Raw genomic sequence first — 19,173 nt, forward strand, 5'->3', positions numbered from 1 at the left:
CTCTGTGGGTGTTCGCAGGCGCAGTCTGGTGTGCCGCAGGCGGCTGAGTCGATTTCGACGAGTCCAGCGCCCAAAACGTTCGGGGTCACGGTGTCTACCGATGATCGGCAAAAGCTCGAAGTTGCTCAGAAGATCAGGGCAGTCGATCCGTGTGCCTTCTTCAACGAGGACACGATCTCGGCCCACGGGGTAATCGCCACCCTCGGACCTGATAGCACGGTCGGGGATTGCGAGATCAGTTTCTGGCAGAGCGAGCAGCGACTGCTCAGCTCGAAGATCACTGTCGATCTGGATGGTCCGGGTCTCGCGCCGAGCTCGGAGGACACCAGCAAACAGATCGCGGGTGAGACCGTCGCGGTCGATACGCACCGCGACTCCAACGGAAACTGCGCTTATAAAGTGCCACTGCGGTTTCCAGCGCAAGACAGTGGATCGTCAGGCAACCCTGGCGCGACCGGAGCAGCTCCGCTCGCCTACGCCTCGGTCAGTTCGTGGTCGGTGGAGCCGGCGGCGTTGGGATGTGAGCTGGTGGAGGCCGCTGTCACCAACATGGTGACCGCTTTCCGGGAGAACCGGATTCCGCGCCGCGATAACGCGCTACTCGATGTGCCTTTGGCCCGACGCAGTCCGTGCGAGCTGTTGCAGCACTTGCCCTTGGGGTACGAGTTCCAGCGAATCGACGCCAAGACAGACCCCTACTCCTGCACGTCCTTCCTGGTCTCACCCGATACCAAAGGGTTCAGCAGGGCACTCTCCGTCGAGTTCGACGTAGCCCAGCACGACAGGGCAATGACACCGAACTCGGATTGGAAAGCCGCTCAGGTCAATGGAAGGGCTGCCCTTGTCAGCCGTGATAGCGGCAAGGAACCGACCTGCACGGTGATATTCCCGGTAGGACCGGTCGTCGACGGCTACCGCCCAGGCGCTCCGGAAGTATCTCAGATCCTCGGCCGCAAACAGGTTCTGGTGCAGGTCATGGCACGGTGTGAGTTCACAGACGATCTCGTGCCCGTCGCGATGGATCTGTTCGGCGCCAATGGATGACGTGTCGTCACGCACCCGCCTTGATCGCCTCGAGCAACGCATCGAACTGCCGACTCGGATCATTTGGCGCCAGGGCCGAACTCAGAGATGTGTCCTGCGGATCATCGCCGTCCGCTTCCCCACCTCCTCGTTGCGACCAGCCGCGTGACTGGAACCATCGTTCGCTGGCGTCGGATTTCGTATCGATCTGAGTCGAAGCGCTCTGCGGCCAATGATCAGTGGGCAACCGTCTCCGAGCGGATTCCTGAGGACCAAGAGATATGTATTGCGGGCATACCGTGACTCGGGATGTCCTTCCGATATCAGAGTGCGTCAGGCTTGCACGGGTTATGTCGGTGTCGGACTTGTGACCGTCGCTCTGATGGCGTCCGCAGTGTCCGGAATCCCTGAACCTGTTGTATACGAGGGTCTTTCAACGGAGGCAGCAGACGGCCCCGTCACGACGTGGGCTCGTCGAGCGGGGCCGCTTGGTGGTGTTCGATGTTTGCCTGGCTCAGGCGGGGCGGTTGAACTCTCCGTCGGTGACGCCAGCTGTGAAGGCATCCCATTCGCCGGGCGTGAAGATCAGCGCTGGGCCGGTCGGGTTCTTCGAGTCACGAACGCCGACGCTGCCTGCGTCGAGCCAAGCTACCTCGACGCACGAAGTCTGGCCGCTGCTGTGGCTGCTCTTGAACCAATTCACGCCGGATAGGTCAGTTTTCACGCTCTATAACTCCTTGCTGCCCGCCTGAGCAGTTCTCGCGTTTGTGTCTCATCCAGTGCAGTACTCCGTACGGCCGAAGCAATGTCATGGTAGCGCCGTACGTCATCGGCATGTTCCAGGTACAAGTCGGGCTTCCCGGCCCCTTCGAGATAGACCAGCGGGGGTTCTACCAGGCGGCCTCTGGCGTCGGTACCGAAGTCGAGGATCTCGAACGGGCCGTGCAACAGACCCGAAGCGCATCCACTTGCGAACGGATGTATGCGTAGCGAGACACTCGGCAGCTTGCTGACCTCGGCCAGATGATTCAGCTGCGCAGCCATCACCTTTGGCCCGCCGACAACGCGGTGCAGCGCCGATTCATGAAGTAGCAGCTCGAGTTTTACCGGATCGGCTTTGCGGGTGACGATCGTTTGCCGCTTGAGGCGCAACTCGACGCGGCGTTCGATGTCTTCCGGGTCGCTGTCACGATAGAATGCGCTGATCAGTGCCCGCGCATAGTCTGCGGTCTGTAATAGCCCGTGAACAATCTCGTGGTACGCGATCAGTTGGCGCGCGGCGGCTGCCAGTTCGACGTACATGTTGAATGTCGCATCGCTGTACAGCCCGCCGAATGCGGTGTACCACGAGGTGACCCGTGCTTGCTTGGCGAGTTCGACCGCGCGGTCGATGTCGGCCGGTTTGACTTCGTACAGCTCGCACAGCGCTTGAATGTCGCGGATGCGGGACTTCTTCACACCGCCGGTCTCGATGCGATGAAGCGCGGTCTTACTCAGTTCCACAAGGTGGGAGGCTCGTTCGAGAGATAGCCCGGTGCCTTCGCGCGCCTCGCGCAGAAAACGTCCCAGTTGTCGGCGGGGCAGGGTCGAGGGTTCATCGTCGCTGGTCATGTTGTTTGCATCCTTTGCAGAAGCGGAACGAAACGAAACCCGAACGCGGGACGGACTTTACGCGGGCAATGGACCTTTTCTCGGTGATTCGGGCCAATTGAATCCGGAACGTCCGAATTTGCGTATTTCACTCCAAGTTCGTGGTGTGCTTGGCCCCGACGTTCGGATGACACCGCAGGTTGGAGACCCGAGAACAGCGCCAATCTGCCGCAACCACAACAACTTCAACTGTCCGCCTCGCGGCTCGAAGTTCCCGCGAGCGGATACCGCGATCGTTGTCGCCGGACGCCCGACATCCAGCACACCGACCAGGTTCCGGGGGAGCCATGACACATACGCAAACCATCACCAGCGCCAAACCGAAGGCCATCGGGTTCGTCCGCGATGACGTGTCCGGCCCGGATGCGTCACGTCACGCCACCGACGTACAGCGGCACGCGAACATGGCTGGCTACCAATACATTTACACTCTTCGGCCACCGGTCGATATCGACGATCCGATCGGGTACGCGCTCGCGATCGCGGCCGGTCTCGAAATCGAGGTGATCGTCGTCTTCGACCTCGAGCATGTCGGCTGTCGGCCCGCACTGATCTGCGACGCGGGCTTCGATCTGGAAACCGTATGCCCGCAAGGTATCTGGATGCGCTCCAGGCCCGGCGTCGAATGGGGAGCCGCGTGATGACCGACGACACGATCCTCAGCCCGCCCACCATCTGCGGCCGCGCCGAGGTGGAGTTGGCGCACCAGCAGATGCGGCAACACCGCGCATGCCGGATCGAACGGTGCGCGTGGAAATGGGCGGCCTACTACACGCTCGTGCGGCACGGCCGGATCGCGCCGCAGGCGTTGAGCCCGCGCGAGCGCGCCCACCAGCGCGGCATCGGTTTCCCGGCCGAGACCATCGAGCGCTGTCTGCCCATCGGTACGCCTGGACTCCAGACGTTCCAACAGGTGCTCGACGGGCTCACGCAACTAGCACTACCGCCGACCCGCCCGGGCGAGGATTGCGGGCGGTGAACGACCGTGGGCGCATGGCAAGTGGTGCATAGCGTGCTCGCGGTCATCGGGGGCGGCGCGTTCGCGATGGTCGGGGTGGCGTGCGTGTGGCCGGTCGATCGGCCGCGACGCCACCGGCCCGCCGCAGGGCGCTGTCGCCTGCTTCCTATCGAATGGCCGAAGGCATGGACGTGCGGCCCGCCCGACCCACCGTTCACCCTGACCGACGCCCATCTCGCGATGCAACTGCACCGCGACCACGACTGCGCCCGCAAGCACGCCGCGTTCGACGCGCTGGTGGCGGCCGGGCGCATCCACCCCGATTCCGCACGGCGACACCGACTGTGGGGCAAGCCGTGGTGAGTATTCGACCGGACATCCGGTTCAGCGGTACACGGCGCCAGCGGGACTCCGGCTCGGTGCATGACCCAGGCACGCCGCGGGGACCAATCGAACCGACGGCCATATGCGCGACGGCGGCAGACGCCGACGGGAACTCGGTGTCGACGCCATCTTGCCCGCAGCCGAGACGAGCCGGTCCCGGTACCCGTCCAATCGCTTGTCGGGCAAAGCCGGGGTCGGTATCGGGAACTTTCTCGCGAACTATCAGGAGAACGTCTTGTGCGGAACTCCTACGGTCAGACCGCCATCGATGACGAATTCAGCCCCCGTCGAATAGGACGATTCGTCGCTGGCCAGATAGGTCACCAGTGCCGACACCTCGGACGGATCAGCGGCGCGTCCCAGCGGGATCTGCAGGAAATCCTCCGGAATGCCGTCGGTCATCGGGGTGCGGATCAGCCCGGGATGGATCGAATTCACCCGGATTCCGTACTGCGCCAACTCGAGTGCGGTCGATTTGGTGAGTCCGCGGACCGCGAATTTGGTAGCGGTGTACCCGTGCAGGCCGGGGCTGCCGCGCATGCCCTCGACCGAGGAAATATTGATGACCGATCCGCCGCCCGCCTCGATCATCGCCGATGTGGCGGCCTGCATGCCGAGGAAGGTGCCGGTCAGATTGATATCGATGATCTTCTGCCACTCGGACAATTCGAAGTCGACGAGCAGGTTGCCATTGACGATCCCGGCATTGTTCACCAGGACATTCAGCGAACCGAAACGCTGCACGGCCTCGGCGACCGCATCCTGCCACTGCTGCTTGTCGCGCACGTCGAGGTGGACGTAGGCGGCATTGTCGCCGATTTCCTTGGCCAGGGCCGCGCCCTCGTCGTCGAGGATGTCGCCGAGCACTACCCGCGCGTCCTCGGCCACCAACGCCCGCGCGTGCGCGGCGCCCATGCCCCGCGCACCGCCGCTGATCAGTGCCACCTTGCCGGTCAACCGCCCCATCGCGGCCTCCTCTCGATCCCGTCGACTTACTGAAACACGTTACAGATAGTTGCCGGTCCAATCTCGCCTCGGTATCGACCAGTGGAACTCGGCATCGTGCGCGCCCCCGCCTGAACTGGGTCGTATGGCATCATCGATATAGAACGTGTTCTAGTAGAACCGCGAGGAGGCCGACGATGACGAATCCGAATCCCGCGGTGGTGGCCATGCGGCGGTTCTCCCGGCGTTCGGGGGTGCCCGATATCGCGGAGGTGCCCGGCGGTCGGCTCGTCGAGCTGCCGGGGCGCGGGCGCACCTACGTCGTCGATATTCCGGGCCCCGAGGGCGCACCGACCCTGATCCTGCTGCACGCCACCGCCTGCACCGGCTACCTGACCTGGTTTCCGGCGCTCGACGCGCTGGCCGAGCGTTACCGGGTGATCGTCTTCGATCAGCGCTGGCACGGCCGCGGTATCCGCTCGGAGCGGTTCTCGGTACTGGACTGTGCCGACGACGTCGTCGCGGTGGCGGACGCGCTCGGCATCGAGCGGGCGATCCTGGCCGGATACTCTCTCGGCGGTGTCGTGGCATTGCTTGCCGCACACCGGCATTCGGATCGGGTGAGTGGTCTGGTGCTGTGCGCGACGCCGTATCGGTTCCAGGAGAAGTTGCGCGAGCGCGCATTTCATCTGACCTTCGGCGCACTGGCCGGAGCCATCGGCCCCTATTCGTACCGCCGTGCCGCAGAGTACCTGGGCCGGTTACCCGAATTGCCGGAGCACACCTGGGCTCCGGGAGAGCTGAATCGCTGGGCGCTCACCGAATTTCGTAGCAGCAGTGGTTGGGCCATGGCACAGGTCATCGCCGAGGTCGGCCGATTCGATGCGACCGCTTGGCTTTCCACGCTGCGGATGCCGACCGCCGTCGTGATCACGACACGGGACCGTGCGATTCCGGTCTATCGGCAATTGGAGATGGCGACCATGATTCCCGGTGCGAGCATTCATCTGGTCAAGGCCGGTCACGCATCCTGCGTGCTCCAGGCCGACCGCTTCGTGCCGGTACTGCTGGAGGCCTGCGCCGCCGTTGCCGCAAGGCAGCAAGAGACTTCGAATGCGGCCCTGTCCGGCGGCGATGGCGAACAGGGCAGCGGTGGGCATTAGCCCAGATCGCGTGCCGCGGTCAGCAATTCATCGACAACGCCGGGGACCGCATCGGCGATCACCTGAAGGTCGGGCACCATTTCCCGGCAGGCGATGAATCCGAAGTCCAGATCACCGTTATTGGACAGCACGGTGACGGTCAGTCCCGCGCCGTGGAAAACCGGCCCGAACGGATACATGCCCTCGACCCGATGACCGAGGAAATACAACGGCATCGCCGGGCCCGGCACATTCGACACCACCAGGTTGTGCACCACCGGATGCAGCTCGGCCAGTTTCAGCGACGAGTAGACGCGCGCGGCCAGCTGAAAGGTGTTCGGCGGAGCGTACTTCGACCAGTCCATCAGGAAATCCGCGCCGACGAATTCGTGTTCCTGCTTGGCGTCGCGGTTGGCCTCGGCCACCTGCCGCAGGCGCTCCACCGGGTCGGCGATATCGGTGCCGAGCTGGGAGAACAGCGAGGAGACCTTATTGATGCCCGCGGTGTGGCGGGAAGTGTCGTGCACCGACACCGGCACCGAGGCGATCAGGGATTTGTCGGGCAGCTCTTCGTGCTTCTCCAGATAGGTGCGCAGCACGCCCGCCACGATGGTCAGGACGACATCGTTGACCTTCACGTCGAAGGCGGCCTTGATCTCCTTGATCGCGCCGAGCTCGGTCTCGGCGCAGGCCACCACGCGATCCGGGCTGATCGCGCCGTTGAACGGGGTTCGCGGTGCGGTCAACGGTAAAGCCATGCCCGCCTCGTTGTTTCGGCGTCGCTGCGCAAAACCGGCAACCATGCCAAGAGTTTTCGGCACCATGCCGACCAAACCGAGCTTATTCGGCAGGTTGAGCACGGCCTCGGCCGCCAGCTTCAAATCACTCGGCTGGGCTTCGGGTGTCCACTCCTCGGCCGGTTCGGGCTCGCTCAGCCCGGGTTCCAGATCGCACAGATGCATCATCATGTTGGTGCCGGTGATGCCGTCGACGGCGGCGTGGTGGTACTTGCAGATCACCGCCACTTTGCCGTCCGCCAGGTGCTCCACCACGCTCATCTCCCACAGCGGACGGCTGCGATCCATCGGCACGCTGGCGATTTCGCCGACCAGGTCCGCGAGTTCCCGGCGTTCCAGCGGGCGCGGTGTTTCGATGCGTCGGATGTGGTGGTCCAGATCGAAATCCGGGTCTTCCACCCAGACCGGATGATCGAGGTTGAACGGCACCTCGTGGACTCGTCGCCGCATCTGCGGGATCAGCGGCAGCCTGCGGCCGAGTTCTGCTTTGAAATTTTCGAAGGTGTAGTGCGCGCCCCCTGCGGCGGGATCCAGGATCAGCAGTGCACAGACGTGCAGATGCTGGGTCCCGGTCTCGAGGTACAGGAAGCTGGCATCCAATCCGGTGAGTCGCTCCATAGCCAAAGCCTACTAGAACGTGTTCTAGTTTACTGCTGGATCGCGGGGATCTCGGTCACAGTGGACCGCTCTATCGTCAAGCGGGCTTTCCTGTCTCATTCGCGCTGGCCAGACATGTGTGTAACCGAGGGTTTCATATATGTGTATGATCATTGCTACGGCCTTGAAGGAAGGTACGCAATGCCGCGGTCTTTCAGGTTGAGGCGCGGCGGATGAGATCGAGGAGTATCGATGAAGCTACTTCGTAGGGTGCAGCGGCGGGTGGACGTCGACCCCGGTGAGGTCGCCCTCAACGCGCGCAATGTGCGGTTCGACTGGGCGGATACTCCCTTGCACTGGATGCCCGCGGAACCCATCGCCTCGCATCTGATCAATGCGCTGAACCTGTTGCTGCCCGAAGGCGAGCGGATGTTCTGCGCCGCGTATTCGGAGGCGCTGCGGTACGTCAAGGACGAGAAACTGCGCGAGGCCATGCTCGGCTTCATCGGTCAGGAATCCATGCACGCGGAGACGCATGACAAGGTGCTGCACGAGGTGCTCGCCGCGAACGGCATCGATCCGGAACCGTATGTGCGGCAGGCAGAATACCTCTTCCGCAAGTCGCTCGGGCCCAAGGATGTCGATGGCGTCGCGCAGCGGCAGGTCATGGTGGAGCGATTGGCATTCATCGCCTGCCTGGAGCATTTCTTCGCCTATCTCGGCGATTGGGTGCTCAATGCCGATCTGGAAAAGTTCGGCGCCGACCCGCGAGTGGCCGACCTGTTCCGCTGGCACGGAGCCGAGGAGGTCGAACACCGGCACGTCGCCCATGATGTGGCCGTCTACTTCGGCGCAGGCTACGTGCGGCGGGCGGCGATCATGACGATCGTCTTCCCGATCTTCATCACGCTGGTGGTGCGCGGCACCAAATTCATGGTGCACCAGGATCCCGCGCTGCCGGACCTCGGTTATCCGCGCCTGATCACGCGCGTCTTCGGCTCGATGTGGCGCGGCGCGCTGCCCGGTGTGCCCTCGCTGCTGTGGAGTGCGCTGACGACATTCAAGCCCGGCTACAACCCGGAATCCGTCGGTTCGACCGCGCAGGCGGTGGCATATCTGGCCAAATCGCCCGCGGCCCAGGCGGTTGCGTCTTGACCTGGCGACCGATGCCGGAGCAGCGGCCGGCCGATCTGTTCGGTAAGCGCGAGCAGGATCGGGCGGTGCGGGTGCTCGACGCGGTCGCCTCGGCGCGGCTGCGGTGGACCACGATCATCAACCGCCGGGATCTGTCACCGCGCGCCGATGATCGCCGGCTGTCGCTGGTGGTGACCGGTCGACGCATCGAGGCGCACGACCAGGATGTAGTGAGCCTGCGGCTGGAAGCGCCGGATGCGCGCGAGCTTCCGCCGTGGCGACCGGGCGCGCATCTCGATCTGGAATTGCCTTCCGGTCGGTTGCGGCAGTACTCGCTGTGCGGTGATCCGGCCGATATCCGGGCATATCGGATTGCGGTGCGCCGCATTCCCGATGGCGGCGGCGGTTCGCTGGAGATACACGACGAGCTGCCGGTCGGATCGCGCATTGTGGTTCGCGGTCCGCGCAATGCGTTCCCGTTCGCGGTACCCGGTCACGGATCGCCCGCCGCCCGTTTGCATTTCATCGCGGGCGGGATCGGGATCACGCCGATTCTGCCGATGGCGCGGCTGGCGATGCGCCTCGGGATCGACTGGTCGATGGTGTACACCGGGCGCAATCGCGACACGATTCCGTTTCTCGACGAGATCGCCGGATTCGGGGATCGGGTCACCGTGCGCACCGATGACGAGCACGGATTGCCCGACGCCGCAACGCTGCTCGCTGCTGTCACCTCCGATACCGCGGTGTACTGCTGCGGCCCGGTCCCGATGACGACCGCCGTCGCGGATGCGGTGCGCGAAATGCCCGGCGTCGAACTGCATTCCGAGCGATTTTCACCGCCGCCGATCGTCGACGGTGTCGCATTCGAGATCGAATTCGCCTCCACCGGTGAAGTTGTCGAGGTGCCTGCGGATGAGTCGGCGCTGGAGACGATTCTGCGGAGTCGCCCGGATCGGCCGTATTCGTGTCGTCAGGGCTTCTGCCGGACCTGCAAGGTGCGGGTGCTGTCCGGTGAACCGGAGCATCGCGAAAGCGTGCTCACCGCTGCCGATCACGAGGCGGGGGAGATGCTCGTCTGCGTCTCGCGTTCGCGGAGTGGGCGATTGGTTTTGGACCTGTGAGTAGGAACCTCGAGGAGACACGTCAATGACGACGACCGACCTGGACTCGGCCGCGACGCGGCGAATCGTGCGCAGCGGCGAATTCGATATCGCAGTCTTCGAATACGGCGATCCGAGCGCGGAAACCATTGTGCTGGTGCATGGTTGGCCGGACACCCATCATCTCTGGAATGCGGTGGTGCCACTGCTGACCGACCGCTTCCACGTCGTCACCTACGACACCCGCGGCCACGGGGAGTCCACCCACACCCGGCGCGCTCGAGACTTCCGCCTGGATGCGCTGGCCGGTGACTTCTTCGCCGTCGCCGACGCGGTCAGCCCGGATCGGCCGGTGCACGTCCTCGCGCACGACTGGGGATCGGTGCAGGTATGGGAGGCGGTGTGCGAACCGCGGGCCGCGGCCCGGGTCGCCTCGTTCACCTCGGTCTCCGGGCCGAACCTGGACCATCTCGCGAAATGGGTGCGCGCCAGGCTGTCCCGGCCGACGCCGCGCAATCTGTGGCAGCCACTCACCCAGGCATTGTCATCGGGATACACGGTGTTCTCCATGACACCGGGGCTCAATCAGGTCTTCCGGGTTATCGCGCACGAAAAACGTTGGCAGCGCATCGTTTCGATCATGAACGACACCGCACCGTCGAATATCGTTCTCGGCCCGACGTTCCGTCGCGACGCCGTAGCAGGTCTGCTCATCTACCGTGCCAATATCCTGCCGCGAATGCTCGCGCCGCGAGAGCGCCACACCGAGGTACCGGTGCAGTTGATCGTCGCCGGTCGCGATGTCGCGGTGCGGCCCGCGGGCTATGACGATGGGCACAAATGGGTTTCGCGGCTGTGGCGCCGCGATGTGCCCGCAGGCCATTGGATGCCGTTCTCCCATCCGGAATTGCTCGCCACCGCGACCACCGAACTCATCGACGCGGTCAACAGCGGGGTGGCGCCGCGCGGCCTGCGTCGTGCCGAAATCGGACGCAGCCGAAAGCCATTCGAGGATCAGCTCGTGGTGATCACCGGCGGCGGCAGTGGTATCGGTCGCGCGACGGGCCTGGCATTCGCGCGCCTGGGTGCGGAAATCGTGCTGTCGGATATCAATCTGGACGCGGCCAAAGAGACGCGGGAGCTGATTGCCGCCGAAGGCGGTGTGGCGCGTGCCTATCAGCTCGACGTCTCCGATGAGGAAGCGGTGCACCTGCACGCGGTCGAGGTGCTCGCCGCGCACGGCGTGCCCGACATACTGATCAACAATGCCGGAATCGGGCAGGCCGGTGGGTTCTTCGATACGCCGTCGGCGGAATTCGATCGGGTCATGCGAATCAATCTCGGCGGCGTGGTCAATGGCTGCCGCGCCTTCGGTTCGGCGATGGCCGAGCGCGGACTCGGCGGACACATCGTCAACCTGTCCAGCATGGCGGCCTACAGTCCGCAGCAGGGGTTCAGCGCATACTCCACCAGTAAGTCGGCGGTATTCATGTTCTCCGACTGCCTGCGCGCGGAACTGGCCGGGCGCGGCATCTCCGTGCACACCATCTGCCCCGGCATCGTGCACACCAATATCGTTGCCACCACCAGGTTTTCGGGTGTCAGCGCGGAGGAGGAGCAGCGTAAGCAGGAGCGGTACGACAAGCTGTACCAGGCGCGGCGCTACGGACCGGAGAAGGTGGCCGCGCAGATCGTGCGGGCGGTCGAACGGGATCGCAGCATCGTGCCGGTCACCCCGGAGGCGCGGCTGCAGTACCAGTTCAACAAGTTCGCCCCGGCAGTGGTGCGGTTCTTCGCCGCGCGGGTGAAGCTCACCTGAGCGTCTGAGGTGTGCCTGCGAGTTCGGCCTCGATGGCCGCAACTCGCTCGGCACCGATACCCCACGGGTGCTCGACGCCCACCTTGCTGTCGAGATCCCAGAGCACGCACGCCTCTCCTGGCTTTGCCACCATCGACCAGGCAACCACCGTGCGGCCGAGCTGTTCGCCCATGGATCCGTGCGAAATACCCTTCGTCGCAACGCCTTCCGGAAAGTGATGGAGGAAACGGCCGTATGCCGCGGTGCAGAATGCGGCATACATCTCCGTGCACAGAATGAATCCGTGCCAGGCCTCGTCGACCGCATGGGACGGCATACCGATGACCTGACCGTCGCGCATGGCCGCACCACAGCAGCGCAGCCACTGCCGTAGCCCGGTTTCCACCAGTTCCCGCGGCTGCCAAGGACTGGTTTTGAAAACCGCGTCGGGAAATTCGAGTGCGGCCACCACCCGGCCGACATCGCTCAGGTCGATTCGGCGCTGGGGACGGTTTCGTAAGAAAGCCACGATTCACTCTACGGCGAATGGGTGATTGTTCGGCGAGCCGTTGCTTTTTGTGGGTTCAGTGTGGGGGAGTGGGCCTATACCATTTCGGAATGGCGGTTTTCTTCGTTGTACTGCTGCTGATCATCCTTCTGGTCGGTGGTGGCATCACGGCGCTGGTCGTGTTTCTGATCACGCGGTCGACCAACAGGCCGGTGCACCGTGGGCAGATGGGGTATGGGGGCTCCAGTGACTCGCCGTGGGTTTACGGGGCCGCCGGGTTCGAGTCGGGGGTGGGTTTCGATCCGGGCAGTGGTGGAGGTTATGGCCACGGTCATGGACATGGACATGGTCACGGTCATGGTCATGGTCATGGTCACGATGGTGGAAGCGGCAGCAGCTGTAGTGGTGGTAGCAGCTGCGGCGGCGGGAGTAGTAGTAGCTGCGGTGGTGGTGGGAGCAGTTGTGGTGGCGGCGGGAGCAGTTGCGGCGGTGGCGGGTCCTGAATGTTCGCTCTGCTGCTGGTCTTGCTGATTACGGTCCTCATCATGGGCGGGATCGCCGGGTTCGTGCTGTTGGTGACCAACTTGCCGAGTCGGACGCCGCGGCGCGGGTTCGGGTGGATCGGGGGGCCCAGTTCTTCGTCCTGGGATGCAGGAGATTCCGGTAGCGGTGACTCCGGGGGGTCGGGCGGTTGCGGGGGAGGCAGTAGCGGTTGCGGCGGGGGCGGCAGTGGTGGTGGCGGATGTGGCGGCGGGGGCAGTTCCTGACTCAACAGGTTCGCCGCATGCTGTGTCGGATTCATCCGTGGTGGGCTGGCGAAGCCGGTGCGCTCTTCGACGGCAGCGCCCTGCATTTCGCGGAAGGTGAGGCGGGCGCGCGTCACCGCGTCCGCGCAACAGAACCGGTGCGGATCTCGGGCCCGGCGGGCGGTTGGCATTGCGGGTGGATTCGATTCCGAGTTCCGCGCTCAGCGTAATCTGGTCGCTCGACTTGACCTCAACTCTGCTTCAGGTTCCAGGCTGGTCCATGTCGGATCGAGTCAGGAATTGATGGAGGTTGTCATGCGCGCTGTACACGCTGCGGAATTCGGTGGACCCGAAGTTCTTTCAGTACGTGAAGTGCCGGAGCCGGTTGCGGGACAGGGGCAGGTGGTCGTCGACGTCGCGGCCGCCGATGTCATGTTCCTGGATGTCCAGCTCCGAAGTGGTTGGGGCACCGAGTTTTTCCAGCTCGAGCCGCCGTATGTGCCAGGCGGTGCGGTCGCCGGAATGGTCACTTCGGTCGGTGCCGATGTCGACCCGAGTTGGGTCGGCAAGCGCGTTGTCACCGATACCGCCGCGAGCGGCATCGGCAGTGGCCAGCCGATCGGTGGCTACGCGGAGCAGGCACTGGCCAAGGCCGAAACCCTGGTCGCCGTGCCCGAAGGGCTGAGCTTGACGGCGGCCGTGGCGCTCGCCCACGACGGCAAGACCGCGCTGGCCATCTTCGACCGAGCCGCGATCCAACCCGGTGAGTGGGTGCTCATCACCGCGGCGGGTGGGGGATTGGGCACCTTGCTGATTCAACTCGCCCGCGCGGCCGGAGCGAATGTCGTTGCCGCGGCGCGTGGCAGTGCCAAACTGGAGCTCGCGGCACGACTCGGCGCAAATGCGGTCGTCGACTACTCCGAGTCCGACTGGTCGGCGAAGGCGCATGCCGCGACCGGTGGCACCGGTGCGAACGTTGTATTGGACGGTGCCGGCGGCGCATTGGGTGCGGGCGCAATCCAAGCCGCGGCCGACGGCGGGCGCTTCATCGGATATGGCGCTGCCGCAGGGCAATTCGCCGACTTCGATCGAGAAGTCGTGGCAGCGCGCGGAATCGACGTGCTCGGGCTGTTCGATCTGACCGGGAAAGGCGATATCGATTGGCTCGCGTTGACCGAACGTTCGCTCGCCGAGGCGGCGGCCGGACGGCTGGAAGTCGTTATCGGCCAGTCCTTCCCGCTCGAACAGGCCGATCGCGCACATGTGGCAATAGAATCGCGAACCGCCGTTGGACGCACACTTCTTACGGTCTGAACGGCGTTGCGTGACAACTTGTCTCACGTACGTGCAGGTAACCCTTGTGGGGCGCTAAGGTGCCCCGCGTGGAAACGCTGATAGTCGTTGTCGTCGTCCTCGTCGTGCTCGGTCTCGTCGCTCTCATCGTGCAGTGGGCCAGCCGCCCGCCGCGCAGCGAGTCACGTTGGGACAGTAGTGATGTCGACGACGACTACGAGGCCTGGGAGACCGACTGAACTCAGCCGGCCGGAGTCAGCACCACCACCGCGATCGGCCGCTTGGTCATCCTCTGGTACTCGCTGTAGCGCCCCTGATTGACCTTGTCGACAATCGCCCAGCGTCGCGCATAATCCGGATCGTCGGGCAGCGTCGCCCGCGCGGTCACCGCTACCTTGCGCCGCCCGACCTGAATCTCACACCCCGGCTGCGCCTTCACATTCGCCAACCACCCCGGTGGACGCGGCGACCCACCATTCGACGCGGTCACCAAATAATCCGCCCCATCCCGCCCATACGTCAGCGCCGACGTCCGCGCCTGCCCCGTCTTACGCCCCACCGTCCGCAACAGCAACGTCGGATTCCCGAACAGCACCCGATGCCCCACCACCCCGCCACTCTTCTCATAAACCCACTGATGCACCTTCAGCACATTCGCAAACAAACTCGCCACAGCCCACCCTCCAGCCAGTTCCCGGTTTACACCCCACCCTAACCACCCCCACCCCACCCATCCCGTCACCACGCCACCCCCATCCGAGTGGTGCCCACCCCACCCCACCCGGTACCATCCCCAACGCTGTCGATATCCACCACACACGGGGCGGTAGCTCAGTCGGTTAGAGCCGTGGACTCATAATCCATTGGTCGCGGGTTCGAGCCCCGCCCGCCCCACAAACCCCCTGGTCAGTGGCTTACAGCCGATGCTCGGGCCGTTCTTTGCCTGCTCAGGTCAACACTTACTCAACTTTTTCAAAATTGCGGGCACATGCTGCTCCCTCCAGCTCCCGACACCCTGCCCGGCCAAGGCATCGGGAGCTGGTTGTTTGCTATCCAGCGGTGACCGACGTCGGGCGTCGCTGGTCACTCTCAACAGTCACGTTCGGCTTATCGCGGCAGTGCCGTCTTGCTCATCCGGCAGAGCGAAGGCCGCGAAGCGATTCCGGGCGTCGGGATCTTGATGGGTGCGCTGGACATAGTGCCTTCGTGTCACCGCCTCGGTGTTGCCGAGTCGGGCGGCCGCGACGCCGATATCGGACTGCCCGCCATCGGCGTCTTCGGCAAGATGCGTGCCGACGGTTTTGCGCGCCGCATGGGGGTTCTGGGGTATCCCCGTGACTCCGATGCGGTCGAGTGCCCGCTGTAGTTGCTTGCGGGCATTGCGGGATCGCGCAGGGTCCCTCCTCGGGATGGGAACACGAGATCTTCGGGTTCATGCGGTATCAGCTCGCGGCGGGCGGTCAGTCTCTCTACGGCCCACTCAGGCAGCAGCAGTCGGCGTTTGCCGTTCGGGCCGCCCTTGGGATGCGGTTGGATGATCATCCCGCCGCCGCGTATACGGACGACGGTCCCCTCAACGAGCACCGTGGGCTTGTCGGCGTCGAGATCGAGGTGCTTCCACTTCAACGCCATGGTCTCGCCGATCCGGCATCCGGTGGCCAAGAGGAGATCGACCAGATCGGCGATACCGTTCGCGACGGCGAGCTTGTCGCTACGTAGCCCGCTTCGGATGCGTTGCACCTCGTTGAGCGACCATGCCACGACCGGTTTGTCGTCGACCTGGATCGGTGCGAGCAGTTTGATGATGTTTCCGGTACTGGCGCCGTATCGGCTTGCTAGCGTCCACATTCCGGACAGGCAGGTCTTCGCGAGTTTCGCGGTTGGTCTGCCCACCTCATCGGCGATGTCTTCGAGTAATCCTTCCAGCACCTGAGTGGTGCACTCGGTGATGGTCAGCTTGCCGATTCTGGGGACGATGTGGAGGTCCAGTAGCTCCCCGTATCGGCGTTTGGTGTTCGCAGACAGCTTGGAGCGCTCGACTTTTGTCCGCCATCGCTCGGCAAGGCGGTGCACGAGCGTATCCGCCGTGATTTCTGACTTCGAAGGCGCGACCCGCCGGGCCAGCTTTTCCTCGAGCGCCGCTATGGCCTTGGGCTTGGATTGGCCGACCGCTTCCACCTGTCGCAGGGCGCCGTCGAGGTCGCGAAGCCTGGTCTTTGCTATGTGCCGGATCGGTTTTCCGGCTTCATCCCGAACGACGGTGACTGTGATTTTCCCGTGCCGTCCGGGCTTGATTCGTTCGCGCGGCATCAGGCATCCTCGCCGTCCGCGCGCGCGACAGCGCGATTATTCATTTGTACTCCCGTAGATATCAATTCCCGGTGCTAGCCGGTCTTGTGCATTCCAATTCTACTGGGACACAGGGTTTTACGGAGAGTCCGTCGGCGCGACCAAGTCGTTGGATTCGGGTGGACCGTTCGGGGCGTCACCTTCGTTCGGACGGTCCTCTTCTGGATGCTGTGCTGACGGCGCGCTGATCGGCACCTGGCCCAGCCTGATTGGACGAGCCAGCCGCGGATGGATCCGCGGCGGGCGCCGCCCGGCCCACCCCCTGCCATCGGCACCGCTGTGATGCAAGCCGGGCGGACGGCACTGGACAGACCGATACCGCCGGACATCGAACGCCAAGTCGGGCGACGGTCCCGAACAACCGAGTACTGCGGAAATTCCGGCTGGGTCTGCATCCGGAGCAGACGCTTGATAGTTCGGGTTCGCGAGATCGACTGCTGGCCAATGACTGTGCGCGGCCGAACGCGCGGATCGTGGCATTACTGGGTGTTCGAGATTGTCCGTTTATGGCCTGACCGATGGAATCCGCTCCCTCTGTACGGAAGTGATTGATCAGTGGTGAGTCGGTGCGGTGAGGCGTCGCAGTGCGGCGTGGGCGGGTGGGCCCCATGTGGGCTTCTCGCCGGGGTGTCCGTGGACGCCGGCGTATCCGATGAAGATGCCGCTCAAGGCGCGCAATACCGCCCATCCGCGGGCACGGCGCAGGGTCGCGGCGTCGGGGGCCGGCTGGTAGGCGGCATGGAAGCGGTCGGCGGCGCCGTCGGGCAGCAGGATCCAAGCGGCAGCGAGGTCGCAAGCCGGATCACCGGCGAAGAGATCGCCGAAGTCGATTACGCCGCAGATCGTGCCTTCGGCGGTCAGGACGTTTGCTGGATGCAGGTCGCCGTGGAGCCACAGTGCCGGGCCGGCCCAGTCGGGCGCGGCGGCGGCGTCTTCGAAGACCGCGCGGACGGCGTCTGGATCGGGGATCAGCCCCAGCCCGGTGGCCGAGGCTAGCTGCTCGGCGAAACCCTCGGAATACTCGGCCAGCGGTCCTCCGCGGTTCCGGCCGGTGGGTGCTTGTTCGGGGGCGGGTTGGTGAAGTGCGGTCAGGAAGGCGGCCAGGGTGGTGGCCGCCTCGGTAGCGCGGGTGACGGGGGCGCGGTCGGCAGGCGTGCCCGGCACCCAGGTGGTGACGATCCAGGGCCGCGGAAATCGCTCGGAGGGCTCACCGAGCCGCTGGGGAACGGGAACGGGCAGAGGAAGGTGCGGGGCGAGGGCGGGTAGCCAGGTGTGCTCTTTGCGCAGCAGCGCGTCCGCGGACCCGGTCGCCCAGGGCAACCGGACGGCGAGGTCGTCGCCGAGCCGCCACAGCTGGTTGTCCCAGCCACGCGCGCCGAGCCGAACCGGGTAATCGGCCAGGTCGGGGTGCTGCTCACGCAGCAGATCCCGCACCAACTCCGCAGTGATATCGATCCCGGTGTGCGACATGCGGATCAACAGTAGCCAGATGGCAGCCGACCCGCCCCAGCTGCTGGCGGGGAACCGGGTCATGAAGGCTCAGGCGCCTGGACTTCGCATGCCTTCCCGCACCCTTCAGCAGACAGTGCACAGTCGGGGCTATGACACGACGGCTCGAGCTGCAATCGATCTCGCGCATGGAAACCGCGACCAGCGGTATTACCGCGCGCTGTGTTGAAGTGCGTCATAGGGTTCGGGTCGATCTTGCGTCCGACCAGCCGGCCACTTCTAAGCTCTGGTATCTGTGATCTCGATGGACGATCTGACACTTGCTCAGCAGTTGGCCGATGTTGCCGACACCATCTCTATGCGGTACTTCTCGGCCGGGAGTATCGCGACGCAGTCCAAGCCCGACGGCAGCCCGGTCACCGTTGCTGATCGCGTGGTAGAGCAAGCCATTCGCGCTCGACTCGCGAATGCCCGTCCTCAGGACTGTTGGGTCGGAGAAGAATTCGGTACGCACGGCAATGCCAGACGACGGTGGTTTATCGACCCGATCGACGGGACGAGCAACTTCTGCACGGGACGGGCCGAGTGGAGCACCTTGCTCGCGGTCGAAGACGACGGCGAGGTACTCACCGGCGTGATCTCCGCCCCGGCCCTGCAGCGCCGATGGTGGGCCTCACGCACCACAGGAGCGTGGACCAGTACTTGCCTGGATGGACGACTCGGACCGAATCAGGCGCTGACGGTGACGAGGACCGATACCCTCAGGGAGGCCACCGTTGTGATCTGGCCTGTCGCAGACTGGGTTCCAACACAGCGTCTGGCCAGCGCCGATGCGCTTCTCGCGCGGTGTGCTGACGGTGGCCCACTGTCGGACTGGGCCGGAGCATGTCAGGGCGCCATGCTCGTGGCTGCCGGACAGGCCGATATCTTTCTTCACCTGACTGCCGGGCCCTGGGACATTGCCGCCGCCGTACCGATCGTGGAGGAAGCAGGCGGACAGTTCAGCGACCTCCGCAAAGGACGCAGCATCTCATCCGGCGCCGCCGTATTCACCAACGGCCGCCTGCACGAGCAAGTGCTCGATTTGCTTGGACACGAACAGAACTGAAACAACACCGGGTCCGCCATCCGGTTCACCGATTTTATCTATGCACGCACATCGGCAGTTGCGGACGTTCACGAACGCGCGCCACGCGGCATTAGCGGATGGGATCCGCTGTACGGTGGACCCGGGAATCTGGGCTCGCTGTGTAGTTCACACGTGTCGCGCGGCTATTTGCGCACTACGTACCGCAGG

Annotated in this window: 20 protein-coding genes and 1 tRNA gene; 12 read left to right on the plus strand and 9 right to left on the minus strand. The window is 64.5% G+C overall.

Annotation, left to right across the window (positions count from 1 at the left end; all coding sequences use genetic code 11):
• Positions 1–90 precede the first annotated feature (90 nt).
• Positions 91–1,044: a hypothetical protein gene (locus ACIBW7_RS13440; protein ID WP_397046516.1), complete on the plus strand. Its 954-nt coding sequence runs from the start codon at positions 91–93 to the stop codon at positions 1,042–1,044.
• Between the two features lie 493 nt (positions 1,045–1,537).
• Here ACIBW7_RS13440 and ACIBW7_RS13445 read toward each other — a convergent pair whose 3' ends face one another.
• The gene (locus ACIBW7_RS13445) at positions 1,538–1,747 is read right to left on the minus strand and encodes a DUF397 domain-containing protein (protein ID WP_397046517.1); all 210 of its coding nucleotides are present in this window, start codon (positions 1,745–1,747) and stop codon (positions 1,538–1,540) included.
• Positions 1,744–2,634 carry a helix-turn-helix domain-containing protein gene (locus ACIBW7_RS13450; RefSeq protein ID WP_397046518.1) on the minus strand — a complete coding sequence of 297 codons (891 nt, stop codon included), beginning with the start codon at positions 2,632–2,634 and terminating at the stop codon, positions 1,744–1,746. Before ACIBW7_RS13450 ends, ACIBW7_RS13445 begins: the two co-directional genes overlap by 4 nt.
• 326 nt (positions 2,635–2,960) lie before the next feature.
• On the opposite strand from ACIBW7_RS13450, the gene ACIBW7_RS13455 reads away from it, so the two are divergent.
• From ACIBW7_RS13455 to ACIBW7_RS13465, 3 genes are read left to right on the plus strand one after another with little or no spacing between them, the layout of a single operon-like run.
• Entirely contained in the window at positions 2,961–3,314 is a 354-nt protein-coding gene (locus ACIBW7_RS13455; protein ID WP_397046519.1) for a hypothetical protein, read from the plus strand.
• The gene (locus tag ACIBW7_RS13460) at positions 3,314–3,652 is read left to right on the plus strand and encodes a hypothetical protein (protein ID WP_397046520.1); all 339 of its coding nucleotides are present in this window, start codon (positions 3,314–3,316) and stop codon (positions 3,650–3,652) included. The genes ACIBW7_RS13455 and ACIBW7_RS13460 overlap by 1 nt, the downstream gene beginning before the upstream one ends.
• 6 nt (positions 3,653–3,658) lie before the next feature.
• Positions 3,659–3,994, plus strand: coding sequence for a hypothetical protein (locus ACIBW7_RS13465; RefSeq protein ID WP_397046521.1), 336 nt, complete (start codon positions 3,659–3,661; stop codon positions 3,992–3,994).
• Positions 3,995–4,237: 243 nt separating this feature from the next.
• Here ACIBW7_RS13465 and ACIBW7_RS13470 read toward each other — a convergent pair whose 3' ends face one another.
• On the minus strand, positions 4,238–4,981 hold the full coding sequence (locus ACIBW7_RS13470; RefSeq protein ID WP_397046522.1) for a glucose 1-dehydrogenase: 744 nt from the start codon (positions 4,979–4,981) through the stop codon (positions 4,238–4,240).
• Positions 4,982–5,157: 176 nt separating this feature from the next.
• Between ACIBW7_RS13470 and ACIBW7_RS13475 the strand changes: the two genes are divergently transcribed.
• Positions 5,158–6,123: an alpha/beta fold hydrolase gene (locus ACIBW7_RS13475; protein ID WP_397046523.1), complete on the plus strand. Its 966-nt coding sequence runs from the start codon at positions 5,158–5,160 to the stop codon at positions 6,121–6,123.
• On the opposite strand, the gene ACIBW7_RS13480 is transcribed toward ACIBW7_RS13475, so the two are convergent.
• Positions 6,120–7,517 carry a wax ester/triacylglycerol synthase family O-acyltransferase gene (locus ACIBW7_RS13480; RefSeq protein WP_397046524.1) on the minus strand — a complete coding sequence of 466 codons (1,398 nt, stop codon included), beginning with the start codon at positions 7,515–7,517 and terminating at the stop codon, positions 6,120–6,122. The genes ACIBW7_RS13475 and ACIBW7_RS13480 overlap by 4 nt on opposite strands.
• A gap of 231 nt (positions 7,518–7,748) precedes the next feature.
• On the opposite strand from ACIBW7_RS13480, the gene ACIBW7_RS13485 reads away from it, so the two are divergent.
• Genes ACIBW7_RS13485 through ACIBW7_RS13495 form a run of 3 tightly spaced genes read left to right on the plus strand, consistent with a single transcriptional unit; the run spans position 7,749 to position 11,552 of the window.
• Positions 7,749–8,651, plus strand: coding sequence for a metal-dependent hydrolase (locus tag ACIBW7_RS13485; RefSeq protein WP_397046525.1), 903 nt, complete (start codon positions 7,749–7,751; stop codon positions 8,649–8,651).
• Between the two features lie 11 nt (positions 8,652–8,662).
• Complete coding sequence (locus ACIBW7_RS13490; RefSeq protein WP_397046526.1) at positions 8,663–9,754, plus strand: PDR/VanB family oxidoreductase; 1,092 nt, start codon at positions 8,663–8,665, stop codon at positions 9,752–9,754.
• A 25-nt stretch (positions 9,755–9,779) separates the two neighbouring features.
• Complete coding sequence (locus ACIBW7_RS13495) at positions 9,780–11,552, plus strand: SDR family oxidoreductase (RefSeq protein ID WP_397046527.1); 1,773 nt, start codon at positions 9,780–9,782, stop codon at positions 11,550–11,552.
• Here ACIBW7_RS13495 and ACIBW7_RS13500 read toward each other — a convergent pair.
• Positions 11,545–12,060 carry a hypothetical protein gene (locus ACIBW7_RS13500; RefSeq protein WP_397046528.1) on the minus strand — a complete coding sequence of 172 codons (516 nt, stop codon included), beginning with the start codon at positions 12,058–12,060 and terminating at the stop codon, positions 11,545–11,547. The genes ACIBW7_RS13495 and ACIBW7_RS13500 overlap by 8 nt on opposite strands.
• A gap of 74 nt (positions 12,061–12,134) precedes the next feature.
• Positions 12,135–12,410 carry a hypothetical protein gene (locus ACIBW7_RS13505; protein WP_397046529.1) on the minus strand — a complete coding sequence of 92 codons (276 nt, stop codon included), beginning with the start codon at positions 12,408–12,410 and terminating at the stop codon, positions 12,135–12,137.
• Positions 12,411–13,100: 690 nt separating this feature from the next.
• On the opposite strand from ACIBW7_RS13505, the gene ACIBW7_RS13510 reads away from it, so the two are divergent.
• Both ACIBW7_RS13510 and ACIBW7_RS13515 read left to right on the plus strand, forming a co-directional pair.
• Positions 13,101–14,099, plus strand: a complete 999-nt coding sequence (locus ACIBW7_RS13510) for a zinc-binding dehydrogenase (RefSeq protein ID WP_397046530.1) — start codon at positions 13,101–13,103, stop codon at positions 14,097–14,099.
• Positions 14,100–14,167: 68 nt separating this feature from the next.
• The gene (locus ACIBW7_RS13515; protein WP_397046531.1) at positions 14,168–14,317 is read left to right on the plus strand and encodes a hypothetical protein; all 150 of its coding nucleotides are present in this window, start codon (positions 14,168–14,170) and stop codon (positions 14,315–14,317) included.
• A 2-nt stretch (positions 14,318–14,319) separates the two neighbouring features.
• Here the strand turns inward: ACIBW7_RS13515 and ACIBW7_RS13520 are convergent, their stop codons facing one another.
• A complete protein-coding gene (locus ACIBW7_RS13520) occupies positions 14,320–14,751 on the minus strand; it encodes a nitroreductase family deazaflavin-dependent oxidoreductase (protein WP_397046532.1) in 432 nt (143 codons plus the stop codon).
• Between the two features lie 147 nt (positions 14,752–14,898).
• On the opposite strand from ACIBW7_RS13520, the gene ACIBW7_RS13525 reads away from it, so the two are divergent.
• A tRNA-Ile gene (locus tag ACIBW7_RS13525) sits at positions 14,899–14,972 on the plus strand.
• A 315-nt stretch (positions 14,973–15,287) separates the two neighbouring features.
• Here ACIBW7_RS13525 and ACIBW7_RS13530 read toward each other — a convergent pair.
• Entirely contained in the window at positions 15,288–16,388 is a 1,101-nt protein-coding gene (locus tag ACIBW7_RS13530; protein ID WP_397046533.1) for a tyrosine-type recombinase/integrase, read from the minus strand.
• 591 nt (positions 16,389–16,979) lie between these two features.
• Positions 16,980–17,897, minus strand: coding sequence for an aminoglycoside phosphotransferase family protein (locus ACIBW7_RS13535; RefSeq protein WP_397046534.1), 918 nt, complete (start codon positions 17,895–17,897; stop codon positions 16,980–16,982).
• 310 nt (positions 17,898–18,207) lie between these two features.
• Between ACIBW7_RS13535 and ACIBW7_RS13540 the strand changes: the two genes are divergently transcribed.
• Positions 18,208–18,984, plus strand: a complete 777-nt coding sequence (locus ACIBW7_RS13540) for an inositol monophosphatase family protein (protein ID WP_397046535.1) — start codon at positions 18,208–18,210, stop codon at positions 18,982–18,984.
• The last annotated feature ends 189 nt before the right edge of the window (positions 18,985–19,173 follow it).

It is taken from the genome of Nocardia sp. NPDC049526, from assembly GCF_044465765.1.
GTDB lineage: Bacteria > Actinomycetota > Actinomycetes > Mycobacteriales > Mycobacteriaceae > Nocardia.

Excerpts from the sequence above, each read along its gene's own strand:
- ACIBW7_RS13450 (WP_397046518.1), bottom strand. The coding sequence starts at position 2,634 with ATGACCAGCGACGATGAACCCTCGACCCTGCCCCGCCGACAACTGGGA.
- ACIBW7_RS13455 (WP_397046519.1), top strand. The coding sequence starts at position 2,961 with ATGACACATACGCAAACCATCACCAGCGCCAAACCGAAGGCCATCGGG.
- ACIBW7_RS13460 (WP_397046520.1), top strand. The coding sequence starts at position 3,314 with ATGACCGACGACACGATCCTCAGCCCGCCCACCATCTGCGGCCGCGCC.
- ACIBW7_RS13470 (WP_397046522.1), bottom strand. The coding sequence starts at position 4,981 with ATGGGGCGGTTGACCGGCAAGGTGGCACTGATCAGCGGCGGTGCGCGG.
- ACIBW7_RS13475 (WP_397046523.1), top strand. The coding sequence starts at position 5,158 with ATGACGAATCCGAATCCCGCGGTGGTGGCCATGCGGCGGTTCTCCCGG.
- ACIBW7_RS13480 (WP_397046524.1), bottom strand. The coding sequence starts at position 7,517 with ATGGAGCGACTCACCGGATTGGATGCCAGCTTCCTGTACCTCGAGACC.
- ACIBW7_RS13485 (WP_397046525.1), top strand. The coding sequence starts at position 7,749 with ATGAAGCTACTTCGTAGGGTGCAGCGGCGGGTGGACGTCGACCCCGGT.
- ACIBW7_RS13490 (WP_397046526.1), top strand. The coding sequence starts at position 8,663 with ATGCCGGAGCAGCGGCCGGCCGATCTGTTCGGTAAGCGCGAGCAGGAT.
- ACIBW7_RS13495 (WP_397046527.1), top strand. The coding sequence starts at position 9,780 with ATGACGACGACCGACCTGGACTCGGCCGCGACGCGGCGAATCGTGCGC.
- ACIBW7_RS13505 (WP_397046529.1), bottom strand. The coding sequence starts at position 12,410 with ATGACCATGACCATGACCGTGACCATGTCCATGTCCATGACCGTGGCC.
- ACIBW7_RS13510 (WP_397046530.1), top strand. The coding sequence starts at position 13,101 with ATGCGCGCTGTACACGCTGCGGAATTCGGTGGACCCGAAGTTCTTTCA.
- ACIBW7_RS13530 (WP_397046533.1), bottom strand. The coding sequence starts at position 16,388 with ATGCCGCGCGAACGAATCAAGCCCGGACGGCACGGGAAAATCACAGTC.
- ACIBW7_RS13535 (WP_397046534.1), bottom strand. The coding sequence starts at position 17,897 with ATGTCGCACACCGGGATCGATATCACTGCGGAGTTGGTGCGGGATCTG.